This is a genomic window from Trinickia dinghuensis, assembly GCF_003367175.1.
GTDB classification, from domain to species: domain Bacteria; phylum Pseudomonadota; class Gammaproteobacteria; order Burkholderiales; family Burkholderiaceae; genus Trinickia; species Trinickia dinghuensis.
On record NZ_QRGA01000017.1, the window covers coordinates 22,985 to 39,442 of the forward strand.

At 62.5% G+C, this 16,458-nt stretch carries 16 protein-coding genes; all 16 read left to right on the plus strand.

The features are described 5' to 3' along the window. The 16 genes from DWV00_RS26290 to DWV00_RS26365 all read left to right on the plus strand — a co-directional run bounded on the left by DWV00_RS26290 (position 1) and on the right by DWV00_RS26365 (position 16,430). A complete protein-coding gene (locus DWV00_RS26290; protein WP_115536560.1) occupies positions 1-588 on the plus strand; it encodes an amino acid synthesis family protein in 588 nt (195 codons plus the stop codon). Next, a complete protein-coding gene (locus tag DWV00_RS26295; RefSeq protein WP_115536561.1) occupies positions 578-1,462 on the plus strand; it encodes an alpha/beta fold hydrolase in 885 nt (294 codons plus the stop codon). Before DWV00_RS26290 ends, DWV00_RS26295 begins: the two co-directional genes overlap by 11 nt. Beyond that, a complete protein-coding gene (locus DWV00_RS26300) occupies positions 1,455-2,411 on the plus strand; it encodes a flavin reductase family protein (protein WP_115536562.1) in 957 nt (318 codons plus the stop codon). The genes DWV00_RS26295 and DWV00_RS26300 overlap by 8 nt, the downstream gene beginning before the upstream one ends. 108 nt (positions 2,412-2,519) lie before the next feature. Beyond that, entirely contained in the window at positions 2,520-3,563 is a 1,044-nt protein-coding gene (locus DWV00_RS26305) for an LLM class flavin-dependent oxidoreductase (protein WP_115536563.1), read from the plus strand. A gap of 41 nt (positions 3,564-3,604) precedes the next feature. Beyond that, a complete protein-coding gene (locus DWV00_RS26310) occupies positions 3,605-5,077 on the plus strand; it encodes an aldehyde dehydrogenase (protein WP_115536564.1) in 1,473 nt (490 codons plus the stop codon). An 88-nt stretch (positions 5,078-5,165) separates the two neighbouring features. Further along, positions 5,166-5,480, plus strand: coding sequence for an NIPSNAP family protein (locus DWV00_RS26315; RefSeq protein WP_115536565.1), 315 nt, complete (start codon positions 5,166-5,168; stop codon positions 5,478-5,480). A 69-nt stretch (positions 5,481-5,549) separates the two neighbouring features. Beyond that, a complete protein-coding gene (locus DWV00_RS26320; protein ID WP_115536566.1) occupies positions 5,550-6,581 on the plus strand; it encodes an ABC transporter substrate-binding protein in 1,032 nt (343 codons plus the stop codon). An 80-nt stretch (positions 6,582-6,661) separates the two neighbouring features. Then, positions 6,662-7,549, plus strand: a complete 888-nt coding sequence (locus DWV00_RS26325; protein WP_115536567.1) for an ABC transporter permease — start codon at positions 6,662-6,664, stop codon at positions 7,547-7,549. An 86-nt stretch (positions 7,550-7,635) separates the two neighbouring features. Then, the gene (locus tag DWV00_RS26330) at positions 7,636-8,430 is read left to right on the plus strand and encodes an ABC transporter permease (RefSeq protein ID WP_115536568.1); all 795 of its coding nucleotides are present in this window, start codon (positions 7,636-7,638) and stop codon (positions 8,428-8,430) included. Positions 8,431-8,446: 16 nt separating this feature from the next. Then, entirely contained in the window at positions 8,447-9,538 is a 1,092-nt protein-coding gene (locus tag DWV00_RS26335; protein ID WP_115536569.1) for an ABC transporter ATP-binding protein, read from the plus strand. Positions 9,539-9,554: 16 nt separating this feature from the next. After that, complete coding sequence (locus DWV00_RS26340) at positions 9,555-10,286, plus strand: GntR family transcriptional regulator (RefSeq protein ID WP_115536689.1); 732 nt, start codon at positions 9,555-9,557, stop codon at positions 10,284-10,286. A gap of 23 nt (positions 10,287-10,309) precedes the next feature. Then, entirely contained in the window at positions 10,310-11,770 is a 1,461-nt protein-coding gene (locus tag DWV00_RS26345) for an NAD-dependent succinate-semialdehyde dehydrogenase (protein WP_115536570.1), read from the plus strand. Positions 11,771-11,865: 95 nt separating this feature from the next. Continuing rightward, positions 11,866-13,026: a porin gene (locus DWV00_RS26350; protein ID WP_115536571.1), complete on the plus strand. Its 1,161-nt coding sequence runs from the start codon at positions 11,866-11,868 to the stop codon at positions 13,024-13,026. Between the two features lie 106 nt (positions 13,027-13,132). Next, positions 13,133-14,653 carry a methyl-accepting chemotaxis protein gene (locus DWV00_RS26355; protein WP_245965049.1) on the plus strand — a complete coding sequence of 507 codons (1,521 nt, stop codon included), beginning with the start codon at positions 13,133-13,135 and terminating at the stop codon, positions 14,651-14,653. Positions 14,654-14,960: 307 nt separating this feature from the next. Further along, positions 14,961-15,590, plus strand: coding sequence for a cytochrome b/b6 domain-containing protein (locus DWV00_RS26360; RefSeq protein ID WP_115536572.1), 630 nt, complete (start codon positions 14,961-14,963; stop codon positions 15,588-15,590). Between the two features lie 45 nt (positions 15,591-15,635). Next, positions 15,636-16,430, plus strand: coding sequence for a molybdopterin-dependent oxidoreductase (locus DWV00_RS26365; protein ID WP_115536573.1), 795 nt, complete (start codon positions 15,636-15,638; stop codon positions 16,428-16,430). The last annotated feature ends 28 nt before the right edge of the window (positions 16,431-16,458 follow it).

A 16,458-nucleotide genomic window follows, 5' to 3' on the forward strand; every position in this document is an offset into this window, starting at 1 on the left:
ATGAAGCTGGAAGTGCGCAAGCTGGTCACCTATCTCGAAGATACGTTTATCGAAGGCGGCAAGGCCGCGCCGCAGCCTTTGAAGCTGTTCGGCGTCGCCGCCGTGCTCCGCAACCCGTGGGCCGGCCGCGGCTTCGTCGAGGATTTGAAGCCGGAGATTCATGGGCTGGCGCCGCAATTGGGCGAGCTGCTGACCGGCGAAATCCTGCGCGCCGTGGGTTCCGGCGAAGCGGTCGAAGGCTATGGCAAGGCGGCGATCGTCGGCACGTCGGGCGAGCTGGAACATGCGTCGGCACTGATTCACACGCTGCGATTCGGCAATCTCTATCGCAAGGCGGTCGGCGCCAAGAGCTACCTGGCCTTCACGAACGTGCGCGGCGGCCCGAACTGTCCGATCTCGATCCCGCTGATGCACAAGCACGACGAAGGCATGCGCTCGCATTACCTGACGGTGCAGTTCTCGATCGTCGATGCCCCCGCACCCGATGAACTCGTGGTCGCCTTGGGTGCATCGATCGGCGGCCGGCCGCATCACCGCATCGGCGACCGCTATCAGGACCTGAAGGAGCTCGAGTCCAATGAAGCCTGAACGCGCGCTCCACCGCGACGTGACGCGCGGCAATGCCGCGGGCACGAGCTACAGCGTCTATCCGCCGCGGGCGGGCGACGCGTGCGAGACGGTGGTGCTGATCCATGGCGTCGGGATGAACCAGAGCGTGTGGTCGCCGCAGATCGACGCACTGACCGCGCGCTATCGCGTTGTCGCCTACGACATGCTCGGGCATGGCGGCAGTACGATGCCGGCGCCGGTACCGACGCTCGGCGAATATGCGTCGCAGCTCGAACGCGTGCTCGACGAATTGGAAGTCGAGCGTGCGCATGTGGTCGGTCATTCGATGGGCGCCCTCGTCGCACTCGAATTCGCGTTGACGCATCCGCAGCGCACGCGCAGTGTCGTTGCCATGAACGCGGTGTACGACCGCACGCCGGGGCAGCGCGAAGCGGTGATGAATCGCGCCGCCACGTTGGGCGACGCGCCGGCCGAGGCCGGGATCGACGTGACGTTGACGCGTTGGTTCGGCGATCCGGTGCCGGCACATCTGACGAAAGCGGCCGAGGCCGTGCGCGAGCTGCTCTTGACGGTCGATCCTATCGGCTATGCGCGCACCTATCAGCTGTTCGCGCGTTCCGACGATGCGCACGTGGGCCGCTTGTCGGCGCTTGCCGTGCCTGCGTTGTTCTTGACGGGCGAATGCGACGCGAACTCGAACCCGGCCATGTCGCAGGCGATGGCGGCGGTTGCGCCGTTCGGCCGTGCCCAGATCATCGCGAACGAGCGCCATATGATGAATGTCACCAATCCGGCGCAAGTGAACGAACGACTGCTCGAATTTCTGCTGAGCGCATCGACCGCAAGCACGGCGAGCGATCGGCCCAGCGACGCTGGAGGATGCCATGACTGAGACGATCAACGAAAAGGGGATCGATATCGCCGAATTTCGCCGGGCGCTCGGCGCATTCGTCACGGGCGTGACGGTCGTCACGACGATCCAGCCCGACGGTTCGCCGCGCGGCTTCACGGCCAATTCGTTCACGTCGGTTTCGCTCGATCCGCCGCTGATCCTCGTTTGCATCGCAAAGACGGCGTCGAGCTATCCGGTGTTTTCGCAGACGAGTCATTTCGCCGTCAGCGTGCTGGCCGAGGATCAGAAGTCGGTTTCGGGCGTGTTCGCTTCGAAGGCGGCCGATAAGTTCGATCAGGTGGCCTGGCAAAAGCGCATCACCGGGGCGCCCGTGATGACCGGCGCCGCCGCGAGCTTCGATTGCGCGACGCATGAAGTCGTCGATGCGGGCGATCACATTATTTTGATCGGTCGCGTCCTAGACTTCATTCATACGGCGTCGTCGCCGCTCGGTTATTGCCGCGGTGCCTATGTGAACTTCAGCCTGTCGCTCGATGCGCTGGCCGCGGCCGGACCGCGCGCGCGTGTCGGAGCGATCCTCGAACATCGTGATGGGCTCGTGCTGCTCGATACACCCCATGGCTTGCAGTTGCCGACGGGTGTCAAGCTCGAACCGGAAAGCGATGCCGCGAGTCTGCTCGGCGTGTTGGGCAAGCTCGGCCTCAAAGCGCATCTGGATTTCCTGTTCGCCGTGTTCGAGGCAGGCAGCGGACCGACACCGGGCGTGCAGATCTATTACCGCGGCAGAGTGAAGAACGACATCCTGCCGCAATCGGGCGGCACGATCCGAATCGTCCCGTTGACGCAAATTCCTTGGGATGCGTTTCACGACGACGCCGTGCGTTCGATGCTCGAGCGCTACGTGCGCGAGCGCAGCGAGGATGCATTCGGCATCTATGTAGGCGATACGGAGACGGGCACGGTTCAACCGCTGGCACCGGCTCACTGAACGAATCCATTCGATTCCATCAATCAAGAGAAGACTGACGCGCGGCGAACGGGGCTCGGCAATCACTCACTGGCCCGATGCGCCGCCCGCGATAGGAGATGAACCATCATGAAGTTTTCGTTGTTCCTGCATATGGAGCGGTACGACGCGAAGACGTCGCATCGCGAACTGTTCGACCAGATGACCGAACTCGTGCAAATCGCCGAGCGCGGCGGGTTCGAAACCGCATGGATCGGCGAGCACCATGCGATGGAATTCACGATCGCGCCGAATCCGTTCGTCAATTTGTCGTATCTGGCCGCGAAGACCGAGCGCATTCGCCTCGGCACGGGCACGGTGATCGCCCCGTTCTGGCATCCGATCGCGCTGGCCGGCGAAGCGGGCATGGTGGATGTCGCCAGTAATGGCCGGCTTGATTTGGGCATTGCGCGCGGTGCCTATTCGTTCGAGTACGAGCGTTTGCTGCCTGGACTCGATGCGATGAGTGCCGGCGCGCGGATGCGGGAACTCGTGCCGGCATTGCGGCAACTATTCAAAGGCGACTACGCGCATCAGGGCGAGTTTTGGTCGTGGCCTTCGTCGACGCCGGTGCCGCGTCCGATTCAGCAGCCGCATCCGCCGATGTGGCTCGCCGCGCGCGATCCGAACTCGCACGCGTTCGCCGTGGCCAATGGCTGCAACGTGCAAGTGACGTCGCTGGCATCGGGCGACGCGGAAGTCGTGAGCCTGATGGAGCGCTTCAACGCCGCATGTGCAGCGAACCCGCAGGTGCCGCGCCCCGAGGTCATGATGCTGATGCACACGTTCGTCGGTGCCGACGCCGCCGAAGTGGACGCGGCGGTCGAAGATCTCGCGCGCTTCTATCGCTACTTCAGCAAGTGGTTCAAGAACGAACGTCCGGTCGAGCAAGGCTTCATCGAGCCGCTCACGGACGCCGACGTCGAGATGTTCCCGCAGTACGCGTCGGAGAACATTCGCAAGAACCTCGTCATCGGCGAGCCGAAGCAAGTCATCGAGCGCCTGAAGCGCTACGAAGAACTCGGCTACGACCAATACAGTTTCTGGCTCGACAGCCACATGAGTTTCGAGCGCAAGCGCAAGTCGGTGGAGCTGTTCATCTCCGAGGTGATGCCGGCATTCGGCAAGCGTTGATATCGAGCCTTCGGGCAATCTCACGCAAGGAGCGGCTTGAAATGTTGCAACGGTTTCAGCAGTACATCGACGGTACGTTCGAGCATGCCGCGAACGAATTCGACAGCGTCGATCCGTCCAATGGGAACGTATGGGCGCGTATGCCGGCCGCGTGCGCGGAAGACGTCGATCGCGCGGTGCGCGCGGCGCATCGCGCGCTGAACGATTCCGCATGGGCGAATCTCACGGCCAGCGCGCGCGGCAAGCTGCTCTATCGGCTGGCCGAGTTGATCGAACGGGACGCGCCGCGTCTGGCCGAACTCGAAACGCGCGACACGGGCAAGATCATCCGCGAAACGCGCAGCCAGATCGGTTATGTGGCCGAGTACTACCGCTATTACGCGGGCATCGCCGACAAGATTCAAGGCGCTTGGCTGCCCGTCGACAAACCCGACATGGAAGTGACGCTGCGCCGTGAACCGGTGGGCGTGGTCGCGGCCATCGTGCCTTGGAATTCGCAGCTGTTCTTGTCAGCTGTGAAGGTCGGCCCCGCGCTCGCGGCGGGTTGCACGGTCGTGCTCAAGGCGTCCGAAGACGGTCCCGCGCCATTGCTCGAATTCGCGCGGCTCGTGCATGAAGCCGGTATTCCGAAGGGTGTCGTCAATATCGTGACCGGCTTCGGCAACGATTGCGGCCGTACGTTGACGAGCCATCCGCTCGTCTCCCGTATCGCTTTCACGGGCGGGCCGGAAACCGCGCGCCATGTCGTTCGCAATTCGGCCGACAACCTTGCCGCGATGTCGCTCGAACTCGGCGGTAAGTCGCCCGTGCTCGTCTTTGACGACGCCGATCTCGAGAGCACCTGCAATGCCGTGATCGCCGGCATTTTCGCGGCGACGGGGCAAAGCTGCGTGGCAGGTTCGCGGCTCATCGTGCAGCGCGGTATTCACGACGCGCTCGTCGAGCGTTTGACCGCTCGCGCAAAAGCGATTCGTATCGGCGATCCGCAAGACATGGCGACCGAGATGGGGCCGCTCGCGACGCGGCGTCAGCTCGACCATATCCATCGGGTATTGGAAGCGAGCGTCGAAGCCGGCGGCCGCATCGTCACCGGTGGGACGCAGCCCGAAGGAACGGTTGCGGGCCACTACTTCTTGCCCACGATCGTCGACTGCCCGAATTCGAAAGTGCCCAGCGTGATGGAGGAACTGTTCGGCCCCGTGCTCAGCGTCGTCACGTTCGATACGGAAGCCGACGCCGTCGCGCTCGCGAACGACACGCGATACGGCCTTGCCTCGGGCGTGTTTACGCGCGATCTGACGCGCGCGCATCGGCTCACGCGTGCGCTGCGCGCCGGAATCGTCTGGGTCAACACCTATCGCGCGGTCTCGCCGATCGTGCCGTTCGGCGGATACGGCTTGAGCGGCCTCGGCCGGGAAGGCGGGCTCGAGGCGGTACTCGAGTACACGCGGACGAAATCCGTCTGGATCCGCACGTCGGACGAGCCGATCGCCGACCCGTTCGTGATGCGTTGAGCGAAGGCATCGAAGGCATCGAACGCGATCGATACGGCCAAGCAACGCAGGCCACCCACGCAAGCGCTTGAAAAGGAGAGGAGTCGGCATGTTCTACGAAATTCGCACGTACCGCATCAAGACGGGCGCGGTGCCTGCCTATCTGAAGCTCGTGGAGGAGGAAGGCATCGAGCTGCAGAAGCGTTACTTGGGTCAGTTGGTCGGCTACTTCCATTCGGAAATCGGCCCGCTGAACCAGATCGTTCATATCTGGGCTTATCCGAGTCTGGACGAACGCGAGCGCCGCCGTGCGGCGCTCGCCGACGATCCGGGCTGGCGCGTCTTCGCGCCGAAGATCCAAGCGCTGATGGAAGAAATGGAAAACAAGATCATGAGGCCGGCTGCTTTCTCGCCGCTCAAATGAAGCTACGGCAATGCAATGGGTACGCGGACATCGCGGTTCGATGATTCAAAAACGATTCAGGAGACAAGCATGAACAGCAAGAGCGTTTTTCATAAGGCGGCACTGATCGCGGTATGCGCGACCGCGTTTGCCGCAGCCGGCGCGCAGGCTGCCGATTCGATCGTCTTCACGAGCTGGGGCGGCACGACGCAATCGTCGCAGGACAAGGATTGGGCGAAGCCCTTTACGAAGGCGACGGGCATCAACGTCATGATGGACGGCCCGACCGACTACGGCAAGCTCAAGGCCATGGTCGACAGCGGCAACGTGAATTGGGACGTTGTCGACGTGGAAGGCGATTTCGCCTACGCCGCGCAGAAAGCCGGCCTGATCGAGCCGATCGACTATTCGGTCGTCAAGAAGGCCGATCTCGATCCGCGCTTCACGTCGCCCGATGCGGTCGGCAGCTTCTACTACTCGTTCGTGCTCGGCTACAACAAGTCGTCGTTCAAGGGGGCACAGCCGTCGACATGGGCCGACCTGTTCGACACGAAGCGCTTCCCCGGCAAGCGCACGTTCTACAAGTGGTCGGCGCCCGGCGTGCTCGAAATCGCGCTGCTGGCCGACGGCGTGCCGCCGAACAAGCTCTATCCGCTCGATCTCGACCGCGCGTTCAAGAAGCTCGACACGATCAAGAGCGATATCGTCTGGTGGAGCGGCGGCGCTCAGTCGCAGCAATTGCTCGCTTCGGGCGAAGCCCCGATCGGCATGTTCTGGAACGGACGGTTGCATGCGCTCGAACAGACGGGCGTGCCCGTCGGCATTTCGTGGAACCAAAACCTTACGGCCGCCGACATGCTCGTGATTCCGAAGGGCGCGAAGCACCGGGCAGAAGCGATGAAATACCTCGCCGCCGCCACGAGCGCCGATGCGCAGGCGAAGTTCGCCGCCGATACCGGATATGCGCCGATCAACGTGAAATCGCCTTCGCTGATGCCGGCGGCGGTCGCCAAGACGCTGCCCGATCAGTACAAGCAGTCGCAGATCGACCTCGACATGAAGTACTGGGCGGAGCATCGCGACGAGATCGCGAAGCGCTGGTACGCCTGGCAATCGAAGTAGTCGATGTATCGACGTAGTCGAAGTGCTCGACGTGGGCTCGCCGCCAGGCGAGTCTCACATCGTCCGTATCGGGAGTCACCATGCCTAACGTACTAAGTTCCGTCGCGCACCCAGCCGCGCGGCCGCACCGCCGGCGGCGCGATTGGCGCAGCATTCGCCTGCTCGCGCCGGCGCTGCTGCTGCTCGTGATTTTCTTTCTGCTGCCCGTGCTGTCGCTGCTGCTGCGCAGCGTGCTCGAGCCGACGCTCGGTTTGCAGAACTATACGCAACTGCTCGGTTCGACGACGTACCTGCGCGTCTTCGGCAACACGTTTCTCGTGGCCACCGTCGTGACGGTCGTGACCGTCGCGATCGGTTTCCCGACGGCGTGGCTGCTGGCGATCGCACCGCGCAAGGTGAGCTCTCTCTTGTTCGCGATTCTGCTGTTGTCGATGTGGACGAACTTGCTGGCCCGCACGTTCGCGTGGATGGTGCTGCTCCAAGCGACGGGGCCGATCAACCGGATGCTGATGGCGCTCGGCATCATCAGTCAGCCGCTGACGCTCGTGAACAACCTCATCGGGGTGACGATCGGCATGACGTACATCATGTTGCCGTTTCTCGTGATGCCGCTGCATGCGACGCTGCGCAGCATCGATCCGTCGACGCTGCGGGCGGCGGCGATCTGCGGGGCGAGCCGCTGGCAGGCGTTCTGGCGCGTGCTGGTGCCGCTCGCGATGCCGGGCATCGCGTCGGGCGCGTTGATGGTGTTCGTGATGGCGCTCGGTTACTTCGTGACGCCCGCATTGCTTGGCGGCCCTTCGTACATGATGCTCGCCGAACTGATCGCGCAGCTCGTGCAGGAACTGCTGAACTGGGGGCTTGCGGGGGCGGCTGCATTCGTGCTGCTTGCCGTGACGCTTTCGCTCTATGCGCTGCAGTTGCGGTTTACCAGCGGCGCAAAAGCAAGCATTGGGGGAGGGCGCTGAGATGAAACGACCCCCACGCTCACTAACGTTCGCTGCCCCCCGAGGGGGCGCCAGCCTCCTTTGGGGCGGCCCGGCAGGAGGCTGACATGTTGCTCGATTTCGACCGCCTAGGCGCGTTGCGCTGGGCATTGATGACGGTGGGCGGTGCCGTCGCGCTGTTCCTGCTGCTGCCGATCGCGTTCATCGTCGCGCTTTCGTTCGGCGATTCGCAGTGGCTGATCTTCCCGCCGCCCGGTTGGACGCTGGAGTGGTATCGCCAGCTCTTTACCGATCCGGGTTGGATCGGCTCGCTGCTGACGAGCGCCGAGCTTGCGGTCACCGTCACGTTCTTCTCCGTCTTGATCGGTCTGCTCGCCTCGCTCGCGCTCGTGCGCGGCAAGTTCCGCGGACGCGGCGCGGTGCAGGCGTTCTTCCTCACGCCGATGGTGCTGCCCGTCGTCGTGCTAGCGGTGGCGCTGTATGCCTTCACCTTGCGTGTCGGCTTGAACGGCACGATGGTGGGCTTTGTCATCGGCCATCTGATCATTGCGTTGCCGTTCTCGATCATCTCGATCAGCAACTCGCTGGCGAGCTTCGACACGGCGCTCGAAGATGCCGCGCTCGTCTGCGGCGCGTCGCCGCTCGAAGTGAAGCTGCGCGTGACGTTGCCCGCGATCAAGCTCGGACTTTTCGCGGCAGCCATCTTCTCGTTCCTCGCGTCGTGGGACGAAGTGGTCGTGTCGATCTTCATGGCGAGCCCGACCTTGCAAACGCTGCCGGTGCGCATCTGGACCACGCTTCAGCAAGACCTGACGCCGGTCGTTGCGGCGGCGTCCTCGTTGCTCGTGGGCTTGACGACGGTATTGATGGTGGCCGGCGCGCTGTTGCGCCGCGCCCGATGAATGAGGTGAACCAGCCATGACTGCTGCATTTCTGCAAATCCAGCGCCTGCGCAAGACATACGACGACGTGGTCGCGATCGATCAAGTGTCGTTGGACGTGCGCAAGGGCGAATTCATGACGTTTCTCGGGCCGTCGGGCTCGGGCAAGAGCACGACGCTCTATATCGTCGCGGGCTTCCAGGAGCCGACCGAGGGGCGTGTCCTGCTCGACGGCAAGCCGTTGCTGTCCGTGGCGCCGAACAAGCGCAACATCGGCATGGTGTTCCAGCGATACACGTTGTTTCCGCACCTGACCGTCGGCGAGAACGTCGCGTTTCCGCTGCGTGTGCGTCGTCGTCCCGATGCCGAGGTGAAGGCGAAGGTCGAACAGATGCTCAAGCTCGTGCATTTGGCCGAATGCCGCGATCGGATGCCGGCTCAGTTGTCCGGCGGCCAGCAGCAGCGCGTCGCGATTGCCCGCGCGTTGGCCTACGATCCGCCCGTCTTGCTGATGGACGAGCCGCTCTCCGCGCTCGACAAGAAGCTGCGCGAGGAGATTCAGCTCGAGCTGCGCCGCATTCACCAGGAGACGGGCGTGACGATTCTCTACGTCACGCATGATCAGGAGGAGGCACTGCGCCTGTCGGACCGCATTGCCGTTTTCAACAAGGGCGGCATCGAACAAGTCGGCACGGGCGAGGAGCTGTACGCCAACCCGGCGTCGCGTTTCGTCGCGAGCTTTATCGGCAATTCGAATTTCCTTCCGATGAAGGTCACCGCGAACGGCGACGGCGGCATGAGCGGCGTGTTCCCGAACGGCCATGCCGTGGCGGCGGCCGGACACGGTCCGGCACTCACGGCCGGCGACGACGGCGCGCTCATGATTCGCCCGGAGCAGATGCGCATTCGCGCGTTGCAAAGCGCGAAGGGGGAGGCCGGGTTGCCAGTCACCGTGCGCGATATTACGTATCTCGGCGACGCGATGCATTACGCGGTGGACACGCCCTGGCAGCAGGAGATCTCGATCCGGATGCCGGCGGCCCGTCGTCACGACAGCGGGCTGTCGATCGGCACGCAAGCATTCGTCGAATGGGATGCACGCGACGCGCGTGTGTTCGCGGGCGCATGACGAGACAGATCCGGACATGAGCGATGCACTGCCTTCCCTGAAAGTCGAGCGCCGGACGACGACGCTGCGCGAACTCGCGCTGGAGAAGATGCGCACGGCGATTCTCGAAGCGCATTTCCAACCCGGCGAGCGGCTGGTCGAGCGCTCCCTATGCGAAGGGCTCGGCGTGAGCCGCACGGTCGTGCGCGAGGTGCTGCGGCATCTCGAAGCCGAGGGCCTGGTCGATTCGATTCCGAATCAAGGACCGATCGTCGCCGTGATCGACTCGGAGACGGCCTCGCAGATCTATGAGATTCGAGCGTTGCTGGAAGGCGATGCTGCGATGGCCTGCGCGCGGCATGCCGACGAAGCCGTGGTGTCGCGGCTTGCCGAGTGCGTCGCGCGCATCGAGCGTGCGTTCGAGGAGCGTGACCATCAGAGCGTCCGGGAACTGACGACGTCGTTCTACGAGGCGATGTTCCATGGCGGCGATAGAAACGTCGCCTGGGAGATCGTGCAGACGTTGAACGCACGGATCAACCGTCTGCGCGCGATGACGATCGCTTCCGAGGACCGTGGACGTCAGGCCGTTGCCGAAATGAGCCTCATCCTCGACGCGATCCGTTGCCGCGATCCCAGGCGCGCTCGAGACGCCGCGACGGCTCACGTGGCGCGCGTGGCGGTGATCGCCGCGCAACTGCTGCAGCAAAGCGATGAGCAGCAGGCCTCGAACGCGCCCAACGAATCGACCGGCTGCGCAACGTTCTGAAATTGCTTTTTTAAAGGTTTTTCATGGATCTCGAACACGCATTGAAGGACCCCTCGCTGTTGCGGCATCAGGCCTATATCGACGGCGAATGGCAAGCCGCGGAATCGGGCGCGACGCTCGACGTTTTCGACCCGGCGACGGGAAACTCGCTCGGCACCGTGCCGAACATGGGCGCAGCGGAAACGGCACGTGCGATCGACGCGGCTCAAACGGCATGGGGTGCCTGGCGCAAGAGGACGGCGAAGGAGCGGGCGGCCATTTTGCGTCGCTGGTTCGACCTGATGGTGGCGAACAGCGACGATCTTGCGTTGATCCTCACCACTGAACAAGGCAAGCCGCTCGCCGAAGCCAAGGGCGAAATCGCCTACGCGGCTTCGTTTCTTGAATGGTTCGCCGAAGAAGGCAAACGTGTCGCTGGGGATACGCTCGCCTCGCCCGCGGCCGACAAGCGGATCGTCGTCGTGAAGGAGCCGATCGGCGTGTGTGCCGCCATCACGCCGTGGAATTTCCCCGCCGCGATGATTACGCGGAAAGTAGGCCCGGCGCTCGCGGCCGGTTGCCCGATCGTCGTCAAGCCGGCCGAGTCGACGCCGTTTTCCGCGCTTGCGATGGCGGTGCTGGCCGAACGCGCGGGCGTGCCCAAGGGCGTGCTCAGCGTCGTTACCGGCGATCCCAAAGCGATCGGCGCGGAGATGACGCGCAACCCGATCGTTCGCAAGCTGTCGTTTACGGGATCCACTGCGGTGGGCCGGTTGCTGATGGCGCAGAGCGCGCCGACGGTGAAGAAGATGTCGCTGGAACTAGGCGGGAACGCGCCGTTCATCGTCTTCGACGATGCCGATCTTGACGCGGCCGTCGAGGGCGCGATCGCATCGAAATATCGCAACAACGGGCAAACCTGTGTCTGTACCAATCGCTTCTATGTGCACGAACGCGTCTACGATGCATTCGCGGACAAGCTTGCATCGGCCGTGAGCAAACTCAAGGTTGGACACGGCACCGAGAGCGGCGTCGCGCTCGGGCCGCTGATCAACGAGGCGGCGGTGAAGAAGGTCGAGTCGCACATTGCCGATGCGCTTGCCAAAGGCGCGTCGCTCGTGACGGGCGGCAAGCGTCACGCGCTGGGCCATGGCTTTTTCGAGCCGACCGTTTTGACGGGCTTGACGCCGGACATGCACGTGGCGAAGGAGGAGACGTTCGGTCCGCTCGCGCCATTGTTCCGTTTTTCGTCGGACGATGAAGTGGTGCGTCTCGCCAACGATACCGAGTTCGGTCTTGCCGCCTACTTCTACAGTCGCGATATCGGCCGGGTTTGGCGTGTCGCCGAGGGGCTCGAATACGGCATGGTCGGGATCAATACCGGAATCATCTCCAACGAAGTCGCGCCGTTCGGCGGCGTCAAGCAATCGGGGCTCGGCCGCGAGGGATCCCATTACGGCATCGACGACTATGTCGTGATCAAGTATCTATGTGTCGCCGTTTGACAGCCGGGGGGCGACGGGGATTGATAAGGTGGGCGGTTGTTTGCAGTGGCGTAAGAAGTTGAATCAAAAAAACCGATGAGGATTTGGAGACTTAAATGAAATTAGATCGAAATAAATTAGCACTCCTAAGCACAATTTGCGCCGGATGCTTGCTTCCCGGCATTGCCGCTGCGCAGTCGTCCGTGACGTTGTACGGCGTGATCGATGAAGGTATCGACTACGTCAACAACAGCGGCGGCCAACATCTGATCCGCATGCGCGACGGCACCTACGACGGCATGTACGGCAGCCGTTGGGGCCTGAAGGGCAAGGAAGACCTGGGCGGCGGCTTGAGCGCGCTCTTCAAGCTCGAAGCGGGTTTCAGCTTGGAAAACGGGCAAATGCGTCAAGGCGGACGAGAATTCGGACGGCAGGCGTACGTCGGCCTTTCCAAAACGAATCTCGGTACGGTCACGTTGGGACGCCAGTACGACTCCGTCGTCGATTACGTTCAGCCGGTGACCGCCGTGGGCCAATTCGGCGGCCCGTTCGTGCGCGGTGGCGACATCGACAACACGGACAACTCGTTCCGCGTCGACAACTCGGTCAAGTATGCGAGCCCGTCATTCGGCGGCTTCACGTTCGGCGGCATGTATTCGTTCACGAATTCGAACGCGTCCGGCGTCGGTACCACCGGCATGTGGAGCTTGGGGGCGGCCTATTCGCACAGCGGTTTCAACGCGGGCGCCGCCTATTTCTATGCGAAGAACCCGGCCGCCATCTTCACCGACGGCGACTTCGTCGGCAACACCACGGGATCGGCAATCGGCGCGAGCGGTCCGTTCAGCTATGTCGGCGCGCCGCATAGCGAGCGCATCATGGGCATCGGCGCGGACTATGCGTTCGGCGCGGCGACGGCAGGCGTCGACTACACGAACACGAAGTTCGACGATGCGAACGGGACGACGAGTTCGGTGACGTTCAGCAACTACGAGGTGTGGGGGCAATACAAGGTCACGCCGGCGGCGACGCTGGGCGCGGCGTATGCCTATACCGACGGCAAGGTGAACTATAACGGCATGAAGCCGAAATACCACCAAGTCTCGCTGATGGGCAGCTATGCCGTGTCCAAGCGCACGTCGTTCTATGCGATGGCCGGGGTCCAGCAGGCGGCGGGGGATGCGAAGCAAGCCGACATCTTCGACTTCTCGATCGCCGACGCATCGACCACGAACCGCCAGTTGATGTTCCGCCTCGGCATGCTGCATCAGTTCTAAAACGAAGCGGAACATACCGCCCGCCGCTCACCGACCGACGAAGACAATAATGAAGACCATTCGGGATTTATCTATCGCTGCAAAGATAGGTGTTGCATTTGCGAGTGTGATTGCTGTCTTCGCGGTGAGCGCGGGCATTTGCATCTTCAGCGTTCGCGCGCTGGATGCCAAGCAGAAGGAGATTGCGACGTCGGAGCAGACGCTGTTGCTGCTCAAGGACGGGACGGCCGATTATCTGAACATCGTCTGGGCCGTATTGGCGAATAACCTGAACGGGAAACCTGGGCATAAGGAATGGATCGATCAGCACGGCGGCGATTTCGACAAGCGATTGTCGACCTTGCGAACGATGGACGGCACGGCCGCCGGTGCGGAATTTGTAGACGAGTGTCAGAAGCAATACGACGCTTGGCTGCACACCGTAGTTCATCCGTTGGTGGACATGCGAAAAAAGGTGGATGCGTTTTCGGTGAACGTGAGCGATCTTTCGCAAATGACGGAGGGCTTCGGTTCTTATCTGGGAACGGAAAAGCTGATCGCGGCGATCGGCAAGCTCGATGGCTATGAGCGCAGGCGGATGGAGCAAGCGCAAGGGGAACTCGCATCGCTGCGGGCGACGATTTATACAACGATTGGCGTGACGTCGCTGCTTGCTGTACTTGCCGCTGTTTTGGCGGGGACCTGGCTCGCGCGTGCGGTGTCGCGCCCTTTGAGACAGGCCGTGACGCTTGCAACTTGCGTGGCGGAAGGCGATTTGACCACGAGTATCGAAGCTTCGTCGACGGACGAAACCGGGCTCTTGGTGCAGAGCCTAAACGCGATGAATCGGAGTTTGGCGCAGATCGTCGGTCAGGTAAGGGACAGCACCGATCATATCGCCACGGCCTCGGGCGAGATCGCGGCCGGCAACTACGATCTGTCGGCACGGACCGAGCAACAGGCGAGTTCGCTCGAGGAGACGGCCGCCAGCATGACCGAGCTGACGGAGACGGTCAGACACAACACCGATAACGCTCGGCAGGCCAATGCGCTCGCCGCTCGGGCATCCACGATGGCCGACGCGGGGAACGACGCCGTGATGGGCATGGTTCAGACCATCGGCCGGATCAGCGGCAGTTCGAGCAAGATTTCCGAAATCACCGGTGTGATCGAAGGCATTGCCTTCCAAACGAACATCCTGGCTTTGAATGCGGCCGTCGAGGCCGCCCGAGCCGGTGAGCATGGCCGTGGATTTGCTGTCGTGTCGGGTGAGGTTCGCACGCTTGCTCAGCGATGCGCAACGGCCGCGAAGGAAATCCGGGAGCTGATTACCTCGTCGGTGGTCATGATTCAGGACGGCGAGAAGCAGGCGGAAGGTGTCGGCGAAACGATGGAGCAGGTCAAGGGGGCGATCAAGCAAGTGTCGGACATCGTCGCCGAAATCGCGACCGCATCGGAGGAGCAGGCGCAGGGGATCGAGCAGGTCAACCAGGCCGTGAGTCAGATGGACAAAGTGACCCAGCAGAACGCGGCGCTCGTCGAGGAGGCCGCCGCGGCGGCGCAGTCGCTCGAACAGCAGGCGGCCACTCTGAAGAACGCAGTGACTGTATTCAAAGTCGACGAAGTGACGTTCGCGAGAAAGCGATAGGGCGCTTGTCCAATTTCTTTCGTCTGTCGATTTGCGCCTTTGGACCGCGCGCCTTCGGCGCCGCGCGAACGCGTTACCGGTGGCGAAAGCGTCACTGACCGCCTAAGCTGCCCTAGCAAGGATGTGGCGAATTGTCGTGCAGCGCGCATCCACGTCGGTAATTGACGCGTATATGTCTTCGATGGCCAAGTTCGACCACTGGAACAGGTAGTTTCTCCGCCGAAGTTTGCTGGGCGGATGACGGCTGCTGGGCGGTACCGGTGAGACAGCGCGGCGGTCATTCCGCATCGGCAACCGGAGCGACGCGATGGAGACTTCGCAATTTCACGAAGAGCATCGTCTGCAGCGGAGCGGGCTCGTCCATCCGCTGTGGGTTCGCGCAACGCACTGGTTGAACGCGCTTGCCGCGATCGTGATGATGCTCTCGGGGTGGCAGATCTACGACGCATCGCCGATTTTCCCCCGGTTCATGTTCCCGATGTCGATCACGCTCGGCGGCTGGCTAGCCGGCGCGCTGCAATGGCACTTCGCGGCAATGTGGCTGCTTATTGCCAATGGCATCGTCTATTTGGTCGTCAATCTCGTAACCCGGAGACTGTTCGCCAAGTTCTTCCCACTCTCACCGCGCGCGATTTGGCGCGACCTCGCGAGTGCGCTCGCCGGCAAGCTTTCACATGCCGACCTGTCGCGGTACAACGCCGTGCAAAAGCTCGCCTACCTGGTCGCGATAGCGGACCTCATCGTGCTCGTGCTTTCCGGGCTCGCCATTTGGAAGTCGGTCCAGTTCCCTCTGCTGCGCGGTTTGATGGGCGGTTACGATGACGCCCGTGTCGTGCATTTCTGTGCAATGTCGCTGCTTGCGGCATTTATCGCCGTCCATATCGTGATGGTCGCGATCGTGCCGCGCTCGCTTATCGCAATGTTGCGGGGCCGATAACCGGCGCTCGGCATCCGTATCCGGCTCCTCGAGTAGGAGATAGCTATGAAACTGCCACGAATTCAGGGCGATTCCGACGTTCGACCGGCATCGTTCGATACCAAGGCGATTTCAGCCGACGCGCTTCGCGAGTTGGCTCTGCCCGCGCGTAGGGCGTTCGGCAAACGCGTGCTGACACTCGGCGGCCTGTTGATGCTGACCGGCTGTTCGCTGACCGACGAGAAATCCGTCAACGCGTTCTTGATGAGCGTGTCGCGAATGAACGATCGCGTCCAGGGATGGCTTTTCGACCCGACGCGTCTCGCGCCCACCTACAGCGAGGCCGAGCTCACGCGCCCATTCCCGTTCAACGCCTATTACGGTATCGACGACGTGCCCGAAGTCGATGGGTCGGACTATCGACTGAAATTGAGCGGGATGATTGCCGGGAAACGCGACTGGACGCTACCCGAACTCTATGCGCTGCCCCATGCGGAGCAGATCACACGGCATATTTGTGTCGAAGGATGGAGTGCGATCGGGCATTGGGGCGGAACGCCGTTTGGGGATTTTTTGCGCCGGGTCGGTGCCGACACGAGCGCCAAGTATGTCGGTTTCAAATGTGCCGACGACTACTACGAAAGTATCGACATGCCGACGGCGCTGCATCCGCAGACGCTCCTTGCATTCGAATACGACGGTAAGACCTTGCCGCCCAAGTACGGCTTTCCTATGAAGCTACGCATTCCAACGAAGCTCGGCTATAAGAATCCGAAACATATCGTGGAAATTTTTGTCACCAACACCTACCCTGGCGGCTATTGGAGCGACCAGGGATACAACTGGTTCGGCGGGTCGTGAACCAAGACGGCCGTATCGTGGCCCGCCA

Bases quoted from the DNA above. Each gene is read 5' to 3' on its own strand.
- DWV00_RS26290 (WP_115536560.1), top strand. From the start codon at position 1: ATGAAGCTGGAAGTGCGCAAGCTGGTCACCTATCTCGAAGATACGTTT.
- DWV00_RS26295 (WP_115536561.1), top strand. From the start codon at position 578: ATGAAGCCTGAACGCGCGCTCCACCGCGACGTGACGCGCGGCAATGCC.
- DWV00_RS26300 (WP_115536562.1), top strand. From the start codon at position 1,455: ATGACTGAGACGATCAACGAAAAGGGGATCGATATCGCCGAATTTCGC.
- DWV00_RS26305 (WP_115536563.1), top strand. From the start codon at position 2,520: ATGAAGTTTTCGTTGTTCCTGCATATGGAGCGGTACGACGCGAAGACG.
- DWV00_RS26310 (WP_115536564.1), top strand. From the start codon at position 3,605: ATGTTGCAACGGTTTCAGCAGTACATCGACGGTACGTTCGAGCATGCC.
- DWV00_RS26315 (WP_115536565.1), top strand. From the start codon at position 5,166: ATGTTCTACGAAATTCGCACGTACCGCATCAAGACGGGCGCGGTGCCT.
- DWV00_RS26320 (WP_115536566.1), top strand. From the start codon at position 5,550: ATGAACAGCAAGAGCGTTTTTCATAAGGCGGCACTGATCGCGGTATGC.
- DWV00_RS26325 (WP_115536567.1), top strand. From the start codon at position 6,662: ATGCCTAACGTACTAAGTTCCGTCGCGCACCCAGCCGCGCGGCCGCAC.
- DWV00_RS26330 (WP_115536568.1), top strand. From the start codon at position 7,636: ATGTTGCTCGATTTCGACCGCCTAGGCGCGTTGCGCTGGGCATTGATG.
- DWV00_RS26335 (WP_115536569.1), top strand. From the start codon at position 8,447: ATGACTGCTGCATTTCTGCAAATCCAGCGCCTGCGCAAGACATACGAC.
- DWV00_RS26340 (WP_115536689.1), top strand. From the start codon at position 9,555: ATGAGCGATGCACTGCCTTCCCTGAAAGTCGAGCGCCGGACGACGACG.
- DWV00_RS26345 (WP_115536570.1), top strand. From the start codon at position 10,310: ATGGATCTCGAACACGCATTGAAGGACCCCTCGCTGTTGCGGCATCAG.
- DWV00_RS26350 (WP_115536571.1), top strand. From the start codon at position 11,866: ATGAAATTAGATCGAAATAAATTAGCACTCCTAAGCACAATTTGCGCC.
- DWV00_RS26360 (WP_115536572.1), top strand. From the start codon at position 14,961: ATGGAGACTTCGCAATTTCACGAAGAGCATCGTCTGCAGCGGAGCGGG.
- DWV00_RS26365 (WP_115536573.1), top strand. From the start codon at position 15,636: ATGAAACTGCCACGAATTCAGGGCGATTCCGACGTTCGACCGGCATCG.